This window comes from Vibrio sp. VP6, assembly GCF_028823755.1.
GTDB classification, from domain to species: Bacteria; Pseudomonadota; Gammaproteobacteria; order Enterobacterales; family Vibrionaceae; genus Vibrio; species Vibrio parahaemolyticus.
Window position 1 is genome coordinate 82,466 of the sequence record NZ_JAPEID010000012.1, and the last position, 21,245, is coordinate 103,710.

Consider the following 21,245-nt stretch of genomic DNA (forward strand, 5'->3'; position numbering starts at 1 on the left):
TTATCCAATATTGATTTCTGAGGGTCGATACTACTCATCATACCACTACTTAACGATTTGAGAAAATTTACGATCAATTATTGAAACGATCCCTCAATATAGAGTTAATACTCTACACGTTCGCTGAATTTAGGATACTTAGTGAAGCAGTTCAAAGCCGTAAAATTTGTATTTTATAAAAAAGAAACCGAACACAAATAGAGAAAAAATAACGACAAGTACGTCACATTTTTATGTTTATAATATGCAAAATAAATTTGTATTCTCTGGTTAATATTCCTTTTTAATTGATCTTTTCTCGTCACTTGGCGTCATTTAAAATCCAAGGGGATTTTTTCAAGCTTTCCATGATATAGTAACGCCGTTTTGATCGCGTTATTACACTTAAAAAGTAGTTTTAGTCGGAAGCATTACGTTTTGTTATTGACTAATAAAAGCCGGAGTGTAGAGTTTGCGATCGAAAGTGAGCGGTGCTTGAGTTCAGGGGAAGTAACTTGGCAAAACTACAATAAAACAAAGGATTGTTGTTTTACTAAGTTATTGTTTTAAAAGACTAGTTAATAAGTCTAACAAACAGATACTTGAGCGCTAATTGTAGTGTCTATTCATAATATTGTTATAAAGAGAATTATCATGCCGATATCGCTCGGAAACGCTTTTATCAAGAATTTCCTTGGTAAAGCGCCTGATTGGTACAAAGTTGCCATTATAGCCTTCCTTATTATTAACCCGATTGTTTTCTTCCTAATAAATCCATTTGTTGCTGGGTGGTTGCTCGTCGCGGAATTTATTTTCACGCTTGCAATGGCCTTAAAATGCTACCCATTACAACCTGGTGGTTTACTTGCAATTGAAGCTATTGCTATTGGCATGACCAGCCCAGCGCAAGTAAAACATGAGTTGGTTGCGAATATAGAAGTATTACTACTTTTAGTATTCATGGTTGCGGGTATCTACTTCATGAAACAGCTTCTGCTGTTCATCTTCACCAAAATCCTGCTTGGTATTCGTTCAAAAACTCTGCTTTCGCTTGCATTCTGTTTCGCAGCCGCGTTTTTGTCAGCATTCTTAGATGCGTTGACAGTAATCGCTGTTGTCATCAGCGTAGCAGTTGGTTTCTACTCGATTTACCACAAAGTTGCTTCAGGTAACCCAATTGGCGATCACGACCATACTCAAGACGACACCATCACAGAACTGACTCGTGATGACCTTGAAAACTATCGTGCATTCCTACGTTCGCTGCTTATGCACGCTGGTGTGGGTACCGCGCTGGGCGGCGTAACAACGATGGTCGGTGAACCTCAAAACCTTATCATTGCAGACCAAGCGGGTTGGTTATTTGGTGAATTCCTAATCCGTATGTCTCCTGTGACGTTACCAGTATTTATCTGTGGCCTTATTACCTGTGCATTGGTTGAGAAGCTAAAAGTATTTGGTTACGGCGCACAACTGCCTGATAACGTACGTAAAATCCTTGTGGACTTTGACCGCGAAGAACGTAAGACACGTACAAACCAAGACGTCGCAAAACTGTGGGTACAAGGTATTATCGCCGTTTGGCTGATTGTCGCGTTAGCGCTTCACTTAGCAGCCGTTGGCCTGATTGGTCTGTCTGTCATTATCCTAGCAACGTCATTTACTGGCGTCATTGAAGAGCACTCAATGGGCAAAGCATTTGAAGAGGCTCTGCCTTTCACAGCCCTACTCGCGGTGTTCTTCTCGATCGTTGCAGTAATCATTGACCAAGAGCTATTTAAACCGGTTATTGACGCCGTGTTAGCCGTTGAAGACAAAGGCACACAGCTTGCCCTCTTCTACGTTGCGAACGGTTTGTTATCGATGGTTTCAGACAACGTATTCGTAGGTACGGTATACATCAACGAAGTAAAATCAGCCCTTATGGAAGGCTTGATCACGCGTGAACAGTTCGACCTGCTAGCAGTTGCAATCAACACTGGTACAAACTTACCTTCTGTTGCAACGCCAAACGGTCAAGCCGCTTTCCTATTCCTACTAACGTCTGCGCTAGCACCGTTAATTCGTCTGTCTTACGGTCGAATGGTAGTGATGGCATTGCCATACACTGTCGTTTTGGCGATTGTAGGTCTGATGGGCATCATGTTCTTCCTAGAGCCAGCAACAGCGTCTTTCTACGATGCGGGCTGGATTGCACCTCATACCGGTGATCTGACTCCAGTTGTGTCTGGCGGACACTAAAATTTGAGTTGATTAGGAAACTTATACACGATAAAAAGCTCTGAGTATTCAGAGCTTTTTTCTATTTCAGACAGGATTGAAACCGTGACTATTTTTTCATCACTTAACCAGTTTTCGAAGGGACGCTTATCGTGGTTGCTTCTTCTTTTGTTCATCATATTTTTTGAAGCCTGCGCACTCTACTTCCAACACGTAATGATGCTTGCCCCGTGCGTAATGTGTATTTATGAGCGTGTGGCAATGATGGGTATTGGCGGTGCAGCTATCATCGGACTTATCGCACCGAACAACGCACTATTCCGCTGGTTAGGGCTTATTGGTTGGGGATTAAGCTCGTACAAAGGATTGATGCTTGCAATGCAGCATGTTGATTACCAGTTCAATCCATCACCATTTGCAACTTGTGATCTTTTTGTCACCTTCCCAAGTTGGGCTCCGTTAAACCAATGGGTTCCTTGGATGTTTGAAGCGTATGGCGATTGTTCAAAAATTGTTTGGCAGTTCTTCGACTTATCGATGCCACAATGGTTGGTGGTTATCTTCGCTGGTAACTTGGTCGCTTTGGCGTTGATCGTGATTGCACAGTTCTTTCCGGTGAAACGTAAGAATCCAATTCGTTAAGGCGTATAAAAATATAGATGAGAAAAAGCGGTGAAACGTAAGAATCCAATTCGTTAAGGCGTATAAAAATATAGATGAGAAAAAGCCGACCTTAGGGTCGGCTTTTTATTGGGTTCGATTCAGTAACTCGCTTTTATAGTGTTACTTACCACAACATTGCTTGAACTTTTTACCGCTCTCACAAGGGCATGGATCGTTACGACCTACATCTTTAAATGGGTTTAGGCTTTGAGATTTATTGCCGACCATTAGTTCATCTGCACCCAATGCGACTTCAACTAACATCAAATCAAGTTGATCAACAAGGTCTGTTAAGGCTGGCGGCGTTTCAATGCCCGCGTCACGCATATGTTGCTGAGTAGACTCTTCATCAATGGCTAGCATCATTGTGGTAAGCAGCGCTTGCAGCATACGCTGTAAACCATCATTTAACTCAACCTCTTGCCACTGCTCTTCAATCAAAGGCCAAACCGACATGAAACCTTCAGCAAAATCGGCTAACTGCTCAGGATCTTTTTCAGTTAGTTCTAGAGCTGAATACTCATTACGTAAAATACGGTTATGTTGCTTGTGAATTTGCTCTTCGACCGCTGGCTGAATCGATTTAAAACCTTCACCAAATAGCGGCTCAAGCCAGGCCTCTGGCGCCAAAGGTTTTGTGGTTAGGTTTGCGGCAAGTACCGCACCTTCAATAAATAGCGAAGATTCATCAAGTTGAACTTCACCTTTTTCAATCAAAGTGTATTGCATGACATCTGGTTTCCCATGAATTTGGCGGCATTATACTCCAATACAAGTGAGATGCCAGTTGGCGCCAGCGCCGAGTCTTTTAATGACAAACTTAGCCGACATCGCTACAATCGCCCTCCTTTTTATCACCAAACTGTATTAGGCAAACTATGCGAGTTGTATTAGGCCCAATGGAAGGCGTTTTAGACCATTTGATGCGCCAAATCCTGACCGAAATAAACGACTATGATCTGTGTGTGACGGAGTTCGTTCGAGTGATCGATCAAGTCCTGCCAGACCATGTCTTTCATCGCTTATGTCCGGAGCTTATGCAAGGCTCTCAGACCACTTCTGGTGTGCCTGTACATGTTCAACTACTAGGCCAAGAGCCTCACTGGATGGCGGAAAACGCAATCCGAGCAGCAGAGCTTGGCGCGCGCGGCATCGACCTAAATTTTGGTTGCCCAGCAAAAATGGTCAACAAAAGCAAAGGAGGGGCGGCGCTATTGCAGCATCCTGAGTTGATTCATAGCGTGGTAAAAGCATGCCGTGACGCAGTGCCTGCGAATATCCCTGTCTCCGCAAAAATTCGTCTGGGCTGGGAAAACCCTGAAGACTGTTTTGAAATCGTGGATGCGATTCAATCTGCGGGAGCGAATGAACTGACCGTTCACGCACGTACTAAGCAAGGCGGTTATAAAGCATCTGAAATCAAGTGGGAATACATCAATAAAATTCACGAGCGATTCTCCATCCCTTTGATTGCCAATGGTGAAATCTGGAATTTCGAAGATGGTCAACGCTGCATTGAAACCACTGGTGTCGACTCTCTGATGGTGTGCCGTGGCGCGTTCAACATTCCGAACCTAGGTAACATGGTAAAACACAACCACACGCCAATGGTTTGGTCTGATGTGGTCGACCTGCTGATCTACTACTCAAAGTTTGAAATGAAGGGTGATAAAGGTTTGTACTATCCAAACCGCGTGAAGCAATGGTTCGCTTACCTGCGCCAATCTTACCCAGAAGCTAACGAATTATTCCGCGAAATCCGAACATTTAATAAAGCAGCACCGATTGTTGAGCACATCCAGCGCTACCGCGATGAACTCCAATCGCGTCAAAGCCAAGTGGCTTAAGCACTCCACATGCACGAATTGTGCGTGATGGTTGAACGACAAGTACAAAAAAGGGCGATATTATCGCCCTTTTAGCTATTTGTCAGACTGCTTTTTAGCAAGCGCGCCTCGAACTAATAACAAATCTTGTTCTTTCCGGTACTTTTCGCTTCATAGAGCTTCTCATCAGCCGCCTTGAACAGTTCATCAAAGCTTTCTGCTTTGCTTGCAGAGCTAAAGACCACACTACCCGACACGGTAAATCCATTCTTCGTGACTCGTCGTGATCGTTCATCAATCGCTTTTTTGACTCGCTCAAGAATGTGCTTCATCCCTTCAATATCTTCATCGTATATCGCAAGAATAAACTCTTCGCCACCAAAGCGAGATGCGACGTCACTGTGACGAATGTTGTCTCGGATGCACTTCGCGACCAGTTGAATCGCAGAGTCACCTACATCATGGCCGTAAGTATCATTGATAGTCTTAAAGTTATCGATATCGAACACAGCCAATGCCACGTTCTTCTTCGTCATTTTATTACGCCAAACGGCCTGCATTCCTCTGCGGTTGAGCAGCCCTGTCATTGGGTCTCTTGCAGCAAGATCTTTAAAGTAGCGACGTTCGGTGTGCATGTTGACATAAAACAGTACTACGGTACTCAATACGTAAATAAAGACCGCGACCATGATGCTGTACTTTTCAAAGAACGTTAAATTCTTAATCTCGCTCCATAAGTTATATTCGTAATAAATACTGTGATTGGCACTCAAGCGCTCTTTTTCAATGGGCTTGAGCCGCACGGCATCTTCAGGAATCGTTTGGAAATTGGAAACTAAGTGCAGCTTCCCGACAAGGTTTTCAGAAGTCGTGAGCAGCGCATCGACATCAAAATCAATCGAGAGCACCCCTTGGTGGACGCCTTTTTCGTAAATTGGCACTGTTAAACTGATGATTTGCCCTTCCATGGAATCAAGCATCGGCCCAGGCCCAGCCAATGTAATGTTGACCTTATCTTGCGCGGTTTTTTGCCAGAATGGCCTCGCCTTTAACGTTGACCAAAGCTCTTTAGTAAAATTCTTCGCGTACTTATCGGGCGACGAAATCACATAACCACGTTTATCGATGTAATGGATACCAACAATGTGGGATTCAATATCATGAAGGAAGGACAAAGAAGGGGCAAAGCCTGCTTTTTGTTCTGCAAGTTTGTTGATTTTCGTCCCTGCCTGACACAAGCTTTTTTCGCCGACGATCATGTAATCAACATCAACCGCTGGCAGTCCATCGCTGTAAACGTTCTCCAATAGCAAAACATCAATCGGCCATATATAGCAGATATCGCCTTTCACAATAGAGTTATGCTCTTCAGAAAGAGGGTTCGCGAAGTTTGAATAGTTGGTAAAGCTGTAGTCCAGTGCAGTTAAGACTTTGATACCACGAGTTAACGCTCTATCGATACGCGAATATTCAGTATCAATATAGCGATTGACTGCATCGTAGTAGTTTTTTGTAGTAACGAGCATTACCACAATGAATAGAACTAAAGGAAAGAAAACAACAAATGAGAGGCTAAATCGCCTTTGGTTAACCATTGAGTACCATTGTTTAAGTGTTCGCCTCTCATATGCATCGGCTTAAAGAGGCTGTTTATAGTTATTAATGAACATATTCACAAATTTTAATAAATATAGAATGCGGTGTCACTTCACTTGCCACAAATTGATACTTAATGCTGCCATATTGACAGAAACATGACCTTCATAATCAATTATTTCACACTTATCTAATAATTGATGCAAGTGTTTCGCATTCAAGCCTAACTGCCACAATGGTAAGTCAATCGTGCTTTCTTGTAGACCAATATTGACTGCAACAATGATCGTCTCTTCACCAAGCTGTCTTGCATAAGCAAATGCTCTTTCGTCGCAATAAAGCCATTGCATGCTGCCAGATTGTAGGGCTTTGAACTGTTTGCGAATTTCAATCCACTGTTGGTACAGATGGATCCAATGCGAACCCTGAACTAAATGCCAAGGGAAACAACGTCTGTTATCTGGGTCAAAGCTTCCCTCAAGACCGACTTCACTACCATAATAAATGCATGGCGCGCCGACATAAGTCATGAGTAAGGCCAACGCGATTTTCATTTTTTTCTCATCCCCATTCACCAAGGTGAGAAAACGCGCCGTGTCATGGCTATCGAGTTGATTGAGTTGTGAGAGCTGATTGGCAAAAGGAACTTTTGCTCTGGCTTCATCCAACCACGCTTTGAACTCAAAACCATCTATATCGATTGGGTCATACGTGATATCTTGATGCGCGATAAACGCTCGAACAGGGTGGGCAAAACCGTAGTAGTTCATCGCGCCGTCTTCTTGCTCCCCTTGCAGCCATTGAGTCGCCTCAAAAAAATGCTCACCTAACACATAAGCATTCGGATTAACGGATTTGGTCGCTTGGCGAAATGCTTTCACGTAGTGAGCATTATTTTTCGCCCCCTCCCCTTCACCTAGCATATGAATGACATCAAAACGCCAGCCATCCACGGAATATGGTGGCTTCAGCCAATGTTTGATAACCGACGCCTCACCTTGGTAGATATATTCTCTGACTTCGTGATTCTCAAAATTCAATACCGGCAGATTGTCGATACCTTTCCAGCCAATATAGTGATTACTCTTCCCATCAAAGAAGTAATAGTCGCGAAAATCGGATTGAGGATTCCCGTACGCGCCTTTCCCTTTCTGCTGAATATCAAACCAAGGGTGATGCACAGAAGTATGGTTAAAGACTGCATCCAATACGATCTTCATGTTTTTGCTGCGGATTTTTTCGCACAATGACGCAAAATGCTCGTTAGTGCCGAACATAGGATCAATCGTGAAATAATCCGTGGTGTCGTACTTATGGTTACTTGGCGAGGAAAAAATCGGATTGAAGTACAATGCAGTTACACCCAATTGCTCAAGGTACTCAAGCTTTTGCTCAACGCCTTTTAGATCACCACCGAAGAACTCACGTGCCCCAGAGTTTTGGTGATTCCCTACTGGTTCTCCCCACATTTTAATCACAGCATCAGGATCGTACTCGCAGTACGCTTCACGAATCGCAGACTCACTTTGACTCGCGGCAAAACGATCAGGAAAAATCTGATAGAAAACTTGTTCTTGAACCCACTTTGGCGGTTGATGGTTTACATTCAATTTGAAATGAAATTCTTTGGGCGGAATACGTTTTTGCACGCCACGTGCGTCTAGCCAATATTGCTGACCATTTCTAACGACTTTAAATACATAGTGGGTGATGTCTCGATCTCTATTCGGCTCGAACGATACTTCCCACAGCAGCAACTCTCCAGCTCTGCCGCATTGCACCATGGCAACAAGGTATTCTTCGTTGTCTGGCTCAATACGCACATAAACAGCATCAAATGTTAACGCTTCTGTTTTTAGACAAACCTTCACGCGTTTACCATCGAAGGCTAAACCATCAACCGTCTGGCTATGAAAGAGAAATGGCAAAGACATAATAAGCACTCTTTAATAGGTAGATATGCCACTATTTTATTAAAGAATGAGAGATAAAAAATCCGCCTTGGAAATTCGGTGTTTTACCTATTTTCTCAAGGAGGATCACACTTGGTAGGCGTAGTCGCGGCTCTGACTATGTCGAAGAAACGCGTAACGAATCAGACATGCTATTTAATTGAGTAATAAACTGTCATCCGAAAGTTCTTCGCCTCGAACTTTAGAAAACATGTCTAGTAGATCAGGTACTTGCATATTGGCGCGCTGCTCTCCAGCGACATCCAGAACGATTTCACCTTGGTGGAGCATGACGGTTCTGTCGCCACAAGCGAGCGCGTCTTTCATCGAGTGCGTTACCATCATCACCGTCAAATCAAACTCATTGACGATACGCTTGGTTAAATCGATGACAAAAGCCGCCATACGCGGGTCAAGCGCGGCCGTATGTTCATCAAGCAGCAATAACTTACTCTCCGATAACGTCGCCATCACCAGGCTCACGGCTTGTCGTTGTCCACCAGACAACAAACCAATACTGTCACCCAATCGGTCTTCCAAACCTAAACCCAAAATACTGATGCGTTCTTGGAACAACTTGCGACGTTTGGCAGACAGCGCCAGCCCCCAGCCACGTTTTTTACCTCGCATGTACGCTAGAGCCATGTTTTCTTCAATGGTTAGCTCACCACACGTTCCTGCTAACGGGTCCTGAAACACTCGTGCACATTGAGTAGCGCGCTGGGCAACCGTCTGCTTGGTGACGTCTCTGCCATCAATGATCACTTGACCACCAATCATTGGTGTCTCACCCGTCACCGCTCCGAGCAATGTCGATTTACCCGCACCGTTAGACCCGATTACGGTTAGAAATTGGTGCTCTGGTACCTCTAACGATACCCCTTTCAACGCGCGATTTTCCAAAATCGTACTAGGGTTGAACGTCACTTGGATGTTGTTAAGTTCAATCATAACGCCTCCCCAGAACCATTTTTAGATGCCGCTTGTTTCGCAGTCGTTACGCGTTGTTTGGCTTTCATACTTTGCTTGAGCTTAGGCGCAATGAGCGCTACCGCAACCAACACTGCGGTCACAAGGTTGAGATCCGAGGCCTGAAGGCCAAACATGCCAGAACTCAACGCAAAAGCGACGGCTAGTCGATACAACACCGAGCCCAAAATAACGGCGCAAACGGCAACCCAAATTTTGCGACCTGGAATGAGCGTTTGACCCAAAATAACCGCAGCCAAGCCGACCACGATGGTACCAACGCCTGATGTTACGTCAGCAAAGCTGTTGGTTTGCGCAAATAGCGCACCAGCGAAGCCAACAAATCCATTCGACAGCGCCAAACAAAAATAGGTGTAGAACCCTGTGCTTGCGCCTTGCGCAGACACCATTCGGCCATTCACACCCGTCGCTCGAAGGCCCAAGCCGAAGTCGCTATTTAGCAATCGCACCACCAAAAAGGCAGAGATGAGAACCAGTACGCCTACGACCAACGGACGAATAAACATCGCATCGCCCATCGATTCAAAAGGAGTGAGAATGGTGTCTTCACCCAAAAGAGCCATATTGGGTTTGCCCATGATGCGAATGTTGATAGAAAACGCGGCAATCATAGTGAGGATGGACGCTAAGAGATGCAAAATTCCACAGCGTACAGCGAGAAATGCGGTGACCCAGCCTGTCATGCCACCAGCGATAATCGCCATACCGGTTGCAATCCAAGGGTTGATGCCTGCAACGATAGCTGTCGCAGCAACCGCAGCTCCCATAGGGAAACTGCCATCTACACTTAAGTCAGGAAAATCAAGAACACGAAACGTAAGATAGACGCCCAAAGCAACCAAACCATAAATCAAGCCGATCTCAAGCGCACCAAAAAAAGCAAATGCAGACATAACTGCTCCTTTCTGCATGTTCAGATCGCTAGCAGCGATCTGACGTTACAACTTTCAACTTAGGTCGAGGTAAAGAGAGCAATCCGCTCAGAAAAAACTTTGCTCTCATAAACTTACGATTTACGAGCCCATTTTTCATGCTGAGACAAATGGGCTTGAGAGAAAGAGTCCTTACCTCAAGATAAGTGATTTACTGCATGCTAGTCGCACGTTGAACAACAGAACTCGGCAGTTGGATGCCCAACTTAGAAGCGGCGCTCTCATTGATGACCAAATCCGAACCCGTTGCGACTTTTACATCCAACTTTCCTGGCTCTTGACCATCAAGTATGGCTGCTACGTAATCTGCCGTTTGCACACCGACTTGGTAGTAGTCAAAACCAAGGCCAGCAATCGCACCTTTTTCAACATAAGATGTTGCACCGCCAAAGACTGGCTTTTTCGCTTGGTTCGCCGCGACAATCATGCCTTCGATCGCACTCGCTACAGTGTTATCCGTAGGCGCGTAAAGGATGTCTGATTTTGCTGCGATGGCTTGCGTAGCAGATTGAACATCGGCACTTTTCAAAGCAGTGGCTTCCACCACTTTAATGCCTTTCGCCTCTGCACTTTCTTTTAGAAGATTAACCAGCGTCACCGCATTCGCCTCGCCAGGGTTGAAGACGACACCAATGCTTTTGACTTGAGGAAGGATTTCTTGAATGAGCTCCACGTGCTGAGCCACTGGAGACAGGTCTGATAAACCTGTTACGTTTTTGCCCGGCTGCTTCATAGATTTAACCAACTTGGCTCCTACCGGGTCAGTCACCGCAGTAAACACAACAGGAATCGTACGAGTCGCAGAAACCAGTGCCTGCGCTGACGGCGTTGCAATACCGACTAGCACGTCTGGGCTCTCTCCCACGTATTGACGCGCAATTTGTACCGCAATTGCAGGGTTACCTTGTGCTGTTTTAAAGTCGAATTCTAGGTTTTTACCCTCTTCATAGCCTTTTGCTTTCAATCCATCTAGCAAACCTTGGCGAGTGGCATCCAAAGCTGGATGCTCAACGATCTGAGAAACCGCAACTGTTGCGGTATTAGCAAATACATGGGTGGAAGAAAGAATAGCAGTAGCGGATAGAACGGCAGTGGCTAATAAACGTTTCGTTTTCATCATAACTCCTTGATGTGTCTTCGTCCTTGTTTCACGAGCTTCAGCAATATGTGGGTACTCATGAGATCAAATGTGAGAAGGCGTAATGTTGTGTTTGCGTATCTGTGCACTTCTTGTGCATCTTATTTTTATTATTACTACTAAGTCTTAGTAAAGAAAAGAAACATTTAACACTAAGGCAACATTTGTGATCGCAAGATCGCATTCTATTACGCAACAATGTAATGCACTCAAACGTAGCTAGAGGATGGTTGCGGGCTAAAGGCTTAACCCCACTGCGCATACTGCGCGATGAGGATATAGACAAAACAAAAAATGGAGTGGCAATTGCACACTCCATTTAAAAATCGTTGAACGCTAAAATGAGTTAGAACCAGCGCTCTAGTGAGGATTTATCAAGCTGGCGGAAAGCACGATTTAAAATTATTGCGAGCTCTTTATAACGAGGTCGCGCTTTAACTGGCTCTAAGGCAAAGCCTGTTTCCACGATTTTTTGATGAAGTTCGCGATACCAAGAAGCCAATGATGGCGGTAATTTGGTGTTTGAGCGAGCACCGAGCCACCAGATACCTTGCAAAGGCAAGCTGATAGCAAACAGGGCTACGACGATAGATTGAGGTAACGCGTTGTAATTGTTGAACGCCATTTGAGTGAGAACACTGATAGCAGCGACAGCTGGCATGACTTTAATGCCAAAACGAGTCGCTTTGATAATACGTTGCTCAGGAAATATGGCACCCAGCTCTTTACGAACTGGCCAGATCTCCATGTAACTTTGGCCATCTTTCAGGCTATGGATCAATCCGACTTTATTACTCATACCGCTCTCTCACTAAAAAATAGTTGAACATTTCAACTGAAGATGCAAAAAATTGATGAAAGTTAATATTCTTTCAAATTTTTTTTGTTATCATTGCCTATTATCGCTATCCTTTGCAGACCCTCAATCTCATTGTTGCTGTTATTTACAATTTAAGCAACTCCGAGATATCTATCTGCACGGATCGCATCATAGTGATGGATGGGTTCATCACTATTTCTTTATATGGAATTAGAACGATTTTTGACCAAGATTAGTACGCAGCATTGCTGGTATCGGCTATTCTTGTGATTAATTTTTCATCCTTTAACTGATTTTGATCAGACGAATAACAGGTAGTCACACATGTCTAAGCTAGTTTTAGTTTTAAACTGCGGTAGTTCTTCTCTTAAATTTGCTGTTGTTGATGCCGAGAACGGCGAAGAGCATCTATCAGGTCTTGCTGAATGTCTTCACCTTCCTGAAGCACGTATCAAGTGGAAACTTGATGGCAAACACGAAGCTCAACTTGGTAACGGTGCAGCACACGAAGAAGCACTAGCGTTCATGGTAGAAACTATTCTTGCTTCTAAGCCAGAGCTTTCTGAGAACCTAGCTGCTATCGGTCACCGTGTAGTACACGGCGGCGAGCAATTCACTCAGTCTGCACTTATCACTGACGACGTACTAAAAGGTATCGAAGACTGTGCAACTCTAGCACCACTTCACAACCCTGCACACATCATCGGTATCAAAGCAGCTCAAAAATCTTTCCCAGCACTTAAAAACGTTGCTGTGTTCGATACTGCTTTCCACCAAACAATGCCTGAAGAGTCTTACCTATACGCTCTTCCATACAACCTATACAAAGAGCACGGTATCCGTCGTTACGGCATGCACGGTACTTCACACCTATTCATCACTCGTGAAGTTGCAGGCCTACTAAACAAACCAGTTGAAGAAGTAAACATCATCAACTGTCACCTAGGTAACGGTGCTTCTGTATGTGCAGTTAAGAACGGTCAATCTGTAGATACTTCAATGGGTCTAACTCCACTTGAAGGTCTAGTAATGGGTACTCGTTGTGGTGACATCGACCCTGCGATCATCTTCCACCTACACGACACACTTGGTTACTCTGTTGAGAAAATCAACACAATGCTAACTAAAGAGTCTGGCCTTCAAGGTCTAACTGAAGTGACTTCTGACTGTCGTTTCGTTGAAGACAACTACGGTGAGAAAGAAGAAGCAACTCGTGCAATGGACGTGTTCTGTCACCGTCTAGCTAAGTACGTTGCTGGTTACACTGCAACTCTAGATGGTCGTCTAGACGCAATCACTTTCACTGGCGGCATCGGCGAAAACTCTGCACCTATCCGTGAAATGGTTCTAAACCGTCTAGGTATCTTCGGTATCGAAGTAGACAGCGAAGCTAACCTTAAAGCTCGTTTCGGCGGCGAAGGCGTTATCACTACTGAAAACAGCCGTATCCCTGCAATGGTTATCTCTACTAACGAAGAGCTAGTTATTGCTGAAGACACTGCACGTCTAGCAGGTCTTTAATTGAATTTTCTGGCTAGCCACTCGGCTAGCCAGATTTTCATCCAACGAATTTCTTAGGGGCTCAACTCCTATTCTTCGAGCGTCATGGAATAAGAGTTGAGCTTTTATCCCCCAATAGCTAAAGGTACTCTACGAATGTCTCGTACTATTATGCTTATCCCTGCAAGTGCTGGTGTTGGTCTAACTAGCGTAAGCATGGGTGTTCTTCGCGCAATGGAGCGCAAAGGCGTTAAGGTTTCTTTCTACAAACCAATTTCTCAACCACGTTCTGGTGGTGATCAACCTGATCTGACTTCTACTATCGTTGGCCACAACAGCGATATGAAGATCGGTGAACCTATGGCGATGTCTGTTGCTGAGAGCCTAATCGGTAACGACAACATGGACGAGCTACTAGAAACTGTTGTTGAGCGTTACAACCAAATCAATAAAGATGCGGATGTAACACTTATCGAAGGTCTAGTACCAACTCGTAAGCACCCATTCGCTAACCAAGTGAACGCTGAAATCGCAGCAACACTTGGCGCAGAAATTGTTCTAGTGGCTACTCCAGGCACTGATAACCCAGCTCAACTTAAAGAGCGCATCGAAGTAGCATGTTCTAACTTCGGCGGTACTAAGAACAAAAACATCTCTGGCGTTATCATCAACAAGCTAAACGCACCTGTTGACGAAGCTGGCCGTACTCGCCCTGACCTATCTGAAATCTTTGACGATGCAGACAGCGCGAAGCAAAACGAAATGAAAGTGATGGAAATCTTCAACACTTCTCCAATTCGTGTACTAGGTTGCGTGCCATGGAGCATCGATCTTATTGCTACTCGTGCAATCGACATGGCGAAGCACCTGAAAGCAGATATCATCAACGAAGGTGACATCAACACTCGTCGCATCAAGAGCATCACGTTCTGTGCACGTTCTCTGCCAAACATGATTGAGCACTTCAAACCAGGTTCTCTACTTGTTACTTCTGCAGACCGTCCAGACGTAATCGTTGCAGCTTCTCTAGCGGCAATGAACGGCGTTGATATCGGTGCTGTACTGCTAACTGGCGGTTACGACATCCCACGTGAGATCGAAGGTCTATGTAAGCCAGCATTCGAAACTGGTCTACCTATCTTCAAAGCACAAGGTAACACTTGGCAGACTTCTCTAAACCTACAGAGCTTCAGCATTGAAGTACCTGCAGACGACAAAGAGCGTATCGAGTTCATTAACGAGCACGTTGCTGGTCACATCGACGGTAACTGGATCGAGTCAATGACGGAAGGTACTCAAAAATCTCGTCGTCTAAGCCCACCTGCATTCCGTTACCAGTTAACTGAACTTGCTCGTAAAGCAGGTAAGCGCATCGTTCTTCCTGAAGGTGATGAGCCACGTACAGTGAAAGCAGCGGCTATCTGTGCAGAGCGCGGCATTGCAGAATGTGTGCTTCTAGGTAACCCAGCAGAAATCAAACGCGTTGCAGCGCAGCAAGGTGTTGAGCTAGGTGCTGGCGTTCAAATCATCGACGCTGATGCTATTCGCGAAAACTACGTTGCTCGTCTAGTTGAGCTACGTGGCGCGAAAGGTATGACTGAAGTTGTAGCTCGTGAGAAACTACAAGATTCAGTATTCCTTGGCACAATGATGCTTGAGAACAACGAAGTTGACGGCCTAGTTTCTGGTGCGGTTCACACTACGGCGAACACTATCGTTCCTCCGTTCCAAATCATCAAGACTGCACCAAACGCGTCTATCGTATCTTCAGTATTCTTCATGCTTCTGCCTGATCAAGTACTGGTATACGGTGACTGTGCGATCAACCCAGATCCAACAGCTGAACAGCTTGCTGAAATCGCTATCCAATCTGCTGACTCTGCAGCAGCATTCGGTATCGAACCACGCGTTGCAATGATCTCTTACTCTACTGGTGAATCTGGTAAGGGTGCTGACGTTGATAAAGTGCGTGAAGCAACAAAACTGGCTCAAGAGAAACGTCCTGATCTTATCATCGACGGTCCTCTACAGTACGACGCTGCGATCATGGAAAACGTTGCTGCTTCTAAAGCACCAAACTCTCCAGTTGCAGGTAAAGCGACAGTATTCGTATTCCCAGACCTAAACACTGGTAACACGACTTACAAAGCGGTACAACGTTCAGCAGACCTAGTATCTATCGGTCCAATGCTGCAAGGTATGCGCAAGCCAGTAAACGACTTGTCTCGTGGCGCGCTAGTAGACGATATCGTGTACACCATCGCTCTAACAGCAATCCAAGCAACTCAAGAACAGAAGTAATTCTTTTCTCTGCTTGAATGAATAGTCAAAGCCCTCGATTCGTCGAGGGCTTTTTTGTTGTTCAAGACACACGGTTTAGAAAACAGATACTCAATACAAGACAAAGAACATCAGTGCCCCAACGGCAACACATCCCACCATCACAGGCGCGACCCTAAGCCATAATTTTTTGTCTCCTATCGCGACAACCATACTCATCTTAACAATGGTATTGACCGATGCTGCAATTAAGATACCCAGCGCGGCGGTGGTTACGCTCAATATTTGGATGCTCTGACGACCGAGCGCCAAGGAAATCGCGTCTACATCCGTAATCCCTGAAAGGGCCGATAAAATTAAGACACCCGCATTACCGAACCACTCAGCAAGCGCATGTGACAGCAGCATAATCACAGCCAGCATCATCCCAAAAAACAGCGCCGATTGCAGTGCGAGTGGGTTGCTCTGTTTGTTCGATTGTTCGATCTGTTCCACTTCGCTCCGCCGCCATATCCACCAAGCAGGCAAATACAGCGCCGCCATCATGGCCATCACAATCGGCCATAGTAACGAGACAAGTTGAGGATTAATCACAAACAGAATAATCAACAGCCGAGGAAACATGGTGCCGCAACTCAAGAGTATGCCACTGGCAAGTAATGGGCTGATATTGGCTTGCTCCCGAGAAAGATGGGAAAACTGCAGCGTTAACGCCGTCGAAGAACTTAAACCTGCAAAAATGGAGGTAAACAATATGCCACGTTTCGCCCCACCGATTTTGATTGCGAAATAGCCCACAAACGAAATACTGGCAATCAACACAACCATCCACCAAATCTCGTAAGGGTTAAGAGCGTTCCAAGGGCCATAGGATTGATTGGGAAGAAGCGGCAATAACACGATGGAGATAATCAGCAACCGGAGCGCTGCATCTAGCTCGTATTCCTGTAATTTTTGCAACGCTTGGTGAAGTTCTCGTTTGTTGTCGAGCACCACTGCGGTAATCACAGCTGCAGATGCCGCAAGCACCGCTTCTCCCGACACCGCTAAACTGCCCAACACAAACGTCACCAACAAGCTAACCACGCCAGTAATACTGATATCGCGACTCTTCTTCTGCTGCATGACAAACGCGATACACGCCAATATCACCAACGCAATCAAGGCAAAACCAAGCAATAAAGGAGAATAGAGATCCGCAAGAATCGCGACAAGACCACCAAGTAACCCGACAAGAGAGAACGTACGAATACCAGCAACACGACTACCTTCAACACTATTTCGCATCACCCAGCCGCGCTGTGTCCCGATAATCGCACCCAATAGCAAGGCAATAAGCAGATTCCAGATAAGATGCTCGCCAGTCGCAAACTCGTTGATATCCATGCATCACCCCGTTAAAAAGCGGTTGTCATATCATTAGTTTATTTGAATATTGGTAAGAAGCTGTGACGACAAGAAGATAATCTGAAACTGGCCACCGTTCCTGCCTTACCAGCGGGTCTTGTCCTAGCTTTTAACGATCACCAGAGCTCAATAATACGGAGCGATTTTCCCTCTCCTGTTCAATTTATCGGCATTATTTTCATATCATCTGAACTTTCTTACGAGAAACTACGTAACGAAGATGGAATGCAATTACGCAATCTCACACATAAGTAAGGAATACATATGAACAACTCCATCAACAACTCATTCCTAAAGTTTGGTTTAGCTGCATGTCTGTTCAGTTTTTCTGCGTTTAGTTTTTCCTCCCCAAGTATTGAAGGCGCAGATCAAGATATGTCCGCGGGCACGGTAACGGCAAAAATGGCTCATGCTGACGAAAACGGGTGGATGGTTGTACACCGAACAGATGAATCGATGAAGCCAGGCCCCGTGATCGGCTATGCTCCGCTTAAAATGGGACAAAATGAGAACGTGAATGCAATTTTGATGGAACCGGTTGAGTCTGGTGACATGCTGATGCTAATGGTCCACGGAGAAAAAGGTGGAATGAAGACGGGCGTATTTGAGTACTCACTCGGAGCCAAAGAAGATGGTCCAGTAAAGGTTGACGGTAAGTTGGTGATGGACATCGTCCGCGCTAAATAAGGCGAGCATATATTTTAAAATTGCCCCTCTATCTCCCAGTACTTAGCGTGAATAAAAGCCCTTAACAACGCAGTTCGTCGTTAAGGGCTTTGTATTGGATGAACCGTTACAAACTAACCGATCATTTCTCTTTGGTGAGGAGAACTAAAGTCTAAATCAGGCCCTTTAGGCACCACTTGCGTTGGATTAATCCCTGTGTGACTGAAGTAATAATGGCGCTTAATATGATAGAAATCGGTGGTATCGGCGATACCGTCAATCTGATACAGCTCTTTCAGATAACCCTGAATATTGACGTAATCGGCAATGCGTTGTTTATTACACTTGAAGTGCCCAACGTACACGGCATCAAAACGCACTAACGTGGTGAACAAACGCCAATCGGCTTCCGTAATTTTATTGCCTGCTAGATAGCGATGGGTCGCCAAATGACCATCAATTTTATCTAAGGCCGAAAACAATGATTCAAAAGCCTCTTCATACGCTTCTTGCGAAGTAGCAAAACCGCAACGGTACACCCCATTATTCACGTTTGGATAAATGTAATCATTCCATTCATCAATCACACCGCGTAGTGGCTCGGGATAATAATCGTCATGATTGCCCGTGAGATCGTTAAATGCGGAGTTAAACATACGAATGATCTCTGACGATTCATTCGACACGATCGTGTTGGTCTTTTTGTCCCACAGAACTGGCACCGTAACACGCCCTGTGTAGTCAGGTTTCGCTTGAGTGTAGATTTGGTGCATACGTGTATGACCAAACAGCGGATCGGGTAAACCCATTTGCCAACCTTGACTGAGCATATCAGGGCAAACAACCGTCACATCAATGTGTGGCTCTAGACCTTTCAACTTACGGAAGATAAGCGTTCGATGTGCCCAAGGACACGCGAGAGAAACGTACAAATGGTAACGGCCAGATTCTGGTTGGAATACCGCCTCTGAATCATTTTTAATCCAGTCACGAAATCCAGCGTCTTCACGAACGAACTTCCCGCCATTCGCTTTTGTGTCATACCACACATCGTGCCATACGCCTTCGACCAACTTACCCATGATTGCTCTCCTATTTCTTATGTCTCCCTTTATATTAGAGATTCATAAGAAACAGAAAATCATCACGCTTAGGACATCTTGTTCAAGAAATTCGAATGAGCATTGAAATTCGTGTTCAAAGAAAGTGAGCATAAAAAAAGCGCGACCCTAGTAAAAGGAATCGCGCTTAAGCCCGTCACAGGCTGAATTTACTTAACCTAACATTTGGTGGTTACACGCTCACGTGAATACAAGAAACCGCGTGAATGTCTGTACCTTCAATCGTAGGTTTGGTTTTTGCACACTCTTCTGTCGCTTGAGGGCAACGAGTACGGAACACACAACCTGAAGGAGGATTGATTGGTGATGGCAGATCCCCTTCCAACATTTGGATGGTTTTATTGCGTTCTAACTCTGGGTCTGGGATTGGAACCGCCGACATCAGCGCACGCGTATAAGGGTGCTTAGGGTCTGCAAATAGCGCATCCGCTTCGCCTAACTCTACCGCGTTACCCAAATACATCACGAGAACACGATCAGAGATGTGTTTCACCACTGACAAATCGTGTGCGATAAACACCAAAGAAAGTCCTAGCTCTTTCTGCAGCTCTTTCAGAAGGTTAACAACTTGAGCCTGAATCGATACGTCTAGCGCCGAAACTGGTTCGTCACAGATGATCATTTTTGGCTTAAGGATAAGTGCGCGTGCTATACCGATACGCTGACACTGACCACCTGAGAATTCATGCGGGTAACGGTTGATTACGTTTGGCAATAGACCAACTTTCGCCATCATCTCTTTAACGCGGTCTTTCACTTCTTGCTTAGACAATTCTGGGTAGAATGTCTCTAAAGGCTCAGCAATGATGTCGCCAACCGTCATACGCGGGTTAAGAGAAGCCAAAGGATCTTGGAAAATCATCTGGATTTCTTTACGCGTTTCACGACGCTGTACATCTTTCATTTTGGTGAGGTCTTGGCCTAACCAAACCACTTCGCCATCGGTCGCTTCAACAAGTCCAATGATGGCACGTGCGAAGGTCGATTTACCACAACCCGACTCACCTACTACGCCAAGCGTTTCCCCTTCGTAGAGGCGCACATTTACGCCATCTACCGCTTTTAGGCTGGAAGGTTTTGACCAAGGCCACGCTGATTTTGATGCAATGCTGAAGTGAACTTTCAGATCAGATACATCCAGAATTAACTTTTTATCTGCGCTCATTTGTTCCAAGCCTCCCATTCAGAAAAACATGCACGCTGACGACCATCACCAAATGGCGTCAAGATTGGTGCCTCACGCTTACAGCGGTCCATCACACGATGACAACGCTCTTGGTAAGGGCAGCCCGGTGGTAGACGCAGCAAGTTTGGTGGATTGCCAGGAATGGTTGGCAGAATTTCACCTTCTGTATCCAGACGAGGGATCGCCTTTAAAAGACCTTCCGCATAAGGGTGGCTTGGGTTGTAGAAAATTTCGTTTACGTTGCCGTACTCCATCGTACGACCTGCGTACATCACAAGCACTTTGTCACATGAACCAGCAACAACACCTAGGTCGTGGGTGATCATAATGATTGCAGTGTTGAACTCGGATTTCAGCTCGTTCAACAAGTCCATGATCTGCGCTTGAACCGTTACGTCCAACGCGGTTGTTGGTTCATCAGCAATAAGCAGTTTAGGACGGCACAATAGCGCCATCGCAATCATTACACGCTGACGCATACCGCCTGAAAATTCGTGCGGATACATGGTGATACGTTTGCGAGCTTCAGGGATTTTTACCGCTTCAAGCATGCGAACAGATTCTTCAAACGCTTCTGACTTGCCCATGCCTTTATGCAGCATCAACACTTCCATCAGTTGATCGCTCACTTTCATGTATGGGTTTAGCGAGGTCATCGGATCTTGGAAGATCATCGCGATCTGTTCTGCACGAACTTTGTTCAGCTCTTTTTCTGGAAGGTTAAGAATTTCTCGACCTTCAAATTTCGCACTGCCTGAGATCTTGCCGTTTTTCGCCAGTAGACCCATGATTGCGAATACAGTTTGTGATTTACCTGAACCAGATTCACCCACGATACCGAGAGTTTCGCCCTGCTTCAGAGAGAAGTTCAAATCGTTTACTGCGGTTACGATACCATCTTGGGTGGTAAATTCGACACGCAGATCTTTGACATCTAATAAGCTCATCATTGCTTCCTTAATCTTATCT

17 protein-coding genes are annotated in these 21,245 nt (G+C 45.2%); 6 read left to right on the top strand and 11 right to left on the bottom strand.

Annotation, left to right across the window (positions count from 1 at the left end; translation table 11 throughout):
• Positions 1-633 precede the first annotated feature (633 nt).
• Positions 634-2,220, top strand: a complete 1,587-nt coding sequence (gene nhaB / locus OU793_RS10215; RefSeq protein ID WP_005494537.1) for a Na(+)/H(+) antiporter NhaB — start codon at positions 634-636, stop codon at positions 2,218-2,220.
• A gap of 84 nt (positions 2,221-2,304) precedes the next feature.
• The gene (gene dsbB, locus OU793_RS10220) at positions 2,305-2,841 is read left to right on the top strand and encodes a disulfide bond formation protein DsbB (RefSeq protein ID WP_017448352.1); all 537 of its coding nucleotides are present in this window, start codon (positions 2,305-2,307) and stop codon (positions 2,839-2,841) included.
• 141 nt (positions 2,842-2,982) lie between these two features.
• Here dsbB and OU793_RS10225 read toward each other — a convergent pair whose 3' ends face one another.
• The gene (locus OU793_RS10225; protein ID WP_025526653.1) at positions 2,983-3,591 is read right to left on the bottom strand and encodes an SEC-C metal-binding domain-containing protein; all 609 of its coding nucleotides are present in this window, start codon (positions 3,589-3,591) and stop codon (positions 2,983-2,985) included.
• A 149-nt stretch (positions 3,592-3,740) separates the two neighbouring features.
• Here OU793_RS10225 and dusC point away from each other — a divergent pair, with 149 nt between their 5' ends.
• Positions 3,741-4,709, top strand: coding sequence for a tRNA dihydrouridine(16) synthase DusC (gene dusC / locus OU793_RS10230; RefSeq protein ID WP_031852135.1), 969 nt, complete (start codon positions 3,741-3,743; stop codon positions 4,707-4,709).
• A 113-nt stretch (positions 4,710-4,822) separates the two neighbouring features.
• On the opposite strand, the gene OU793_RS10235 is transcribed toward dusC, so the two are convergent.
• From OU793_RS10235 to yfbV, 6 genes are all read right to left on the bottom strand, one after another.
• Positions 4,823-6,283, bottom strand: a complete 1,461-nt coding sequence (locus OU793_RS10235) for a sensor domain-containing diguanylate cyclase (protein ID WP_274647763.1) — start codon at positions 6,281-6,283, stop codon at positions 4,823-4,825.
• Between the two features lie 108 nt (positions 6,284-6,391).
• The gene (gene malZ, locus OU793_RS10240; protein ID WP_140103374.1) at positions 6,392-8,218 is read right to left on the bottom strand and encodes a maltodextrin glucosidase; all 1,827 of its coding nucleotides are present in this window, start codon (positions 8,216-8,218) and stop codon (positions 6,392-6,394) included.
• Positions 8,219-8,392: 174 nt separating this feature from the next.
• Positions 8,393-9,187 (bottom strand): ABC transporter ATP-binding protein, encoded by a 795-nt coding sequence (locus tag OU793_RS10245; RefSeq protein ID WP_078230956.1) that lies wholly within the window; start codon positions 9,185-9,187, stop codon positions 8,393-8,395.
• On the bottom strand, positions 9,184-10,119 hold the full coding sequence (locus OU793_RS10250) for an ABC transporter permease (protein WP_005461508.1): 936 nt from the start codon (positions 10,117-10,119) through the stop codon (positions 9,184-9,186). Before OU793_RS10250 ends, OU793_RS10245 begins: the two co-directional genes overlap by 4 nt.
• Positions 10,120-10,309: 190 nt before the next feature.
• The gene (locus OU793_RS10255; protein WP_140103372.1) at positions 10,310-11,275 is read right to left on the bottom strand and encodes an ABC transporter substrate-binding protein; all 966 of its coding nucleotides are present in this window, start codon (positions 11,273-11,275) and stop codon (positions 10,310-10,312) included.
• A gap of 367 nt (positions 11,276-11,642) precedes the next feature.
• Entirely contained in the window at positions 11,643-12,095 is a 453-nt protein-coding gene (gene yfbV, locus OU793_RS10260; RefSeq protein ID WP_005461479.1) for a terminus macrodomain insulation protein YfbV, read from the bottom strand.
• Between the two features lie 345 nt (positions 12,096-12,440).
• Here yfbV and OU793_RS10265 point away from each other — a divergent pair, with 345 nt between their 5' ends.
• Together OU793_RS10265 and pta are read left to right on the top strand one after the other, a co-directional pair.
• Positions 12,441-13,637 carry an acetate kinase gene (locus tag OU793_RS10265; RefSeq protein WP_005461478.1) on the top strand — a complete coding sequence of 399 codons (1,197 nt, stop codon included), beginning with the start codon at positions 12,441-12,443 and terminating at the stop codon, positions 13,635-13,637.
• Between the two features lie 135 nt (positions 13,638-13,772).
• On the top strand, positions 13,773-15,917 hold the full coding sequence (gene pta, locus OU793_RS10270) for a phosphate acetyltransferase (RefSeq protein ID WP_005461502.1): 2,145 nt from the start codon (positions 13,773-13,775) through the stop codon (positions 15,915-15,917).
• A 90-nt stretch (positions 15,918-16,007) separates the two neighbouring features.
• Here the strand turns inward: pta and OU793_RS10275 are convergent, their stop codons facing one another.
• Positions 16,008-17,282: an MgtC/SapB family protein gene (locus OU793_RS10275; protein ID WP_020838701.1), complete on the bottom strand. Its 1,275-nt coding sequence runs from the start codon at positions 17,280-17,282 to the stop codon at positions 16,008-16,010.
• A 285-nt stretch (positions 17,283-17,567) separates the two neighbouring features.
• Between OU793_RS10275 and OU793_RS10280 the strand changes: the two genes are divergently transcribed.
• A complete protein-coding gene (locus OU793_RS10280; protein ID WP_017447836.1) occupies positions 17,568-17,990 on the top strand; it encodes a hypothetical protein in 423 nt (140 codons plus the stop codon).
• A gap of 113 nt (positions 17,991-18,103) precedes the next feature.
• Here the strand turns inward: OU793_RS10280 and OU793_RS10285 are convergent, their stop codons facing one another.
• From OU793_RS10285 to OU793_RS10295, 3 genes are all read right to left on the bottom strand, one after another.
• A complete protein-coding gene (locus tag OU793_RS10285; protein ID WP_053046982.1) occupies positions 18,104-19,051 on the bottom strand; it encodes a glutathione S-transferase family protein in 948 nt (315 codons plus the stop codon).
• Between the two features lie 211 nt (positions 19,052-19,262).
• Positions 19,263-20,255 (bottom strand): murein tripeptide/oligopeptide ABC transporter ATP binding protein OppF, encoded by a 993-nt coding sequence (gene oppF, locus OU793_RS10290; RefSeq protein ID WP_017447834.1) that lies wholly within the window; start codon positions 20,253-20,255, stop codon positions 19,263-19,265.
• Positions 20,252-21,223 carry an ABC transporter ATP-binding protein gene (locus OU793_RS10295; RefSeq protein WP_005482402.1) on the bottom strand — a complete coding sequence of 324 codons (972 nt, stop codon included), beginning with the start codon at positions 21,221-21,223 and terminating at the stop codon, positions 20,252-20,254. Before OU793_RS10295 ends, oppF begins: the two co-directional genes overlap by 4 nt.
• Positions 21,224-21,245 lie beyond the last annotated feature (22 nt).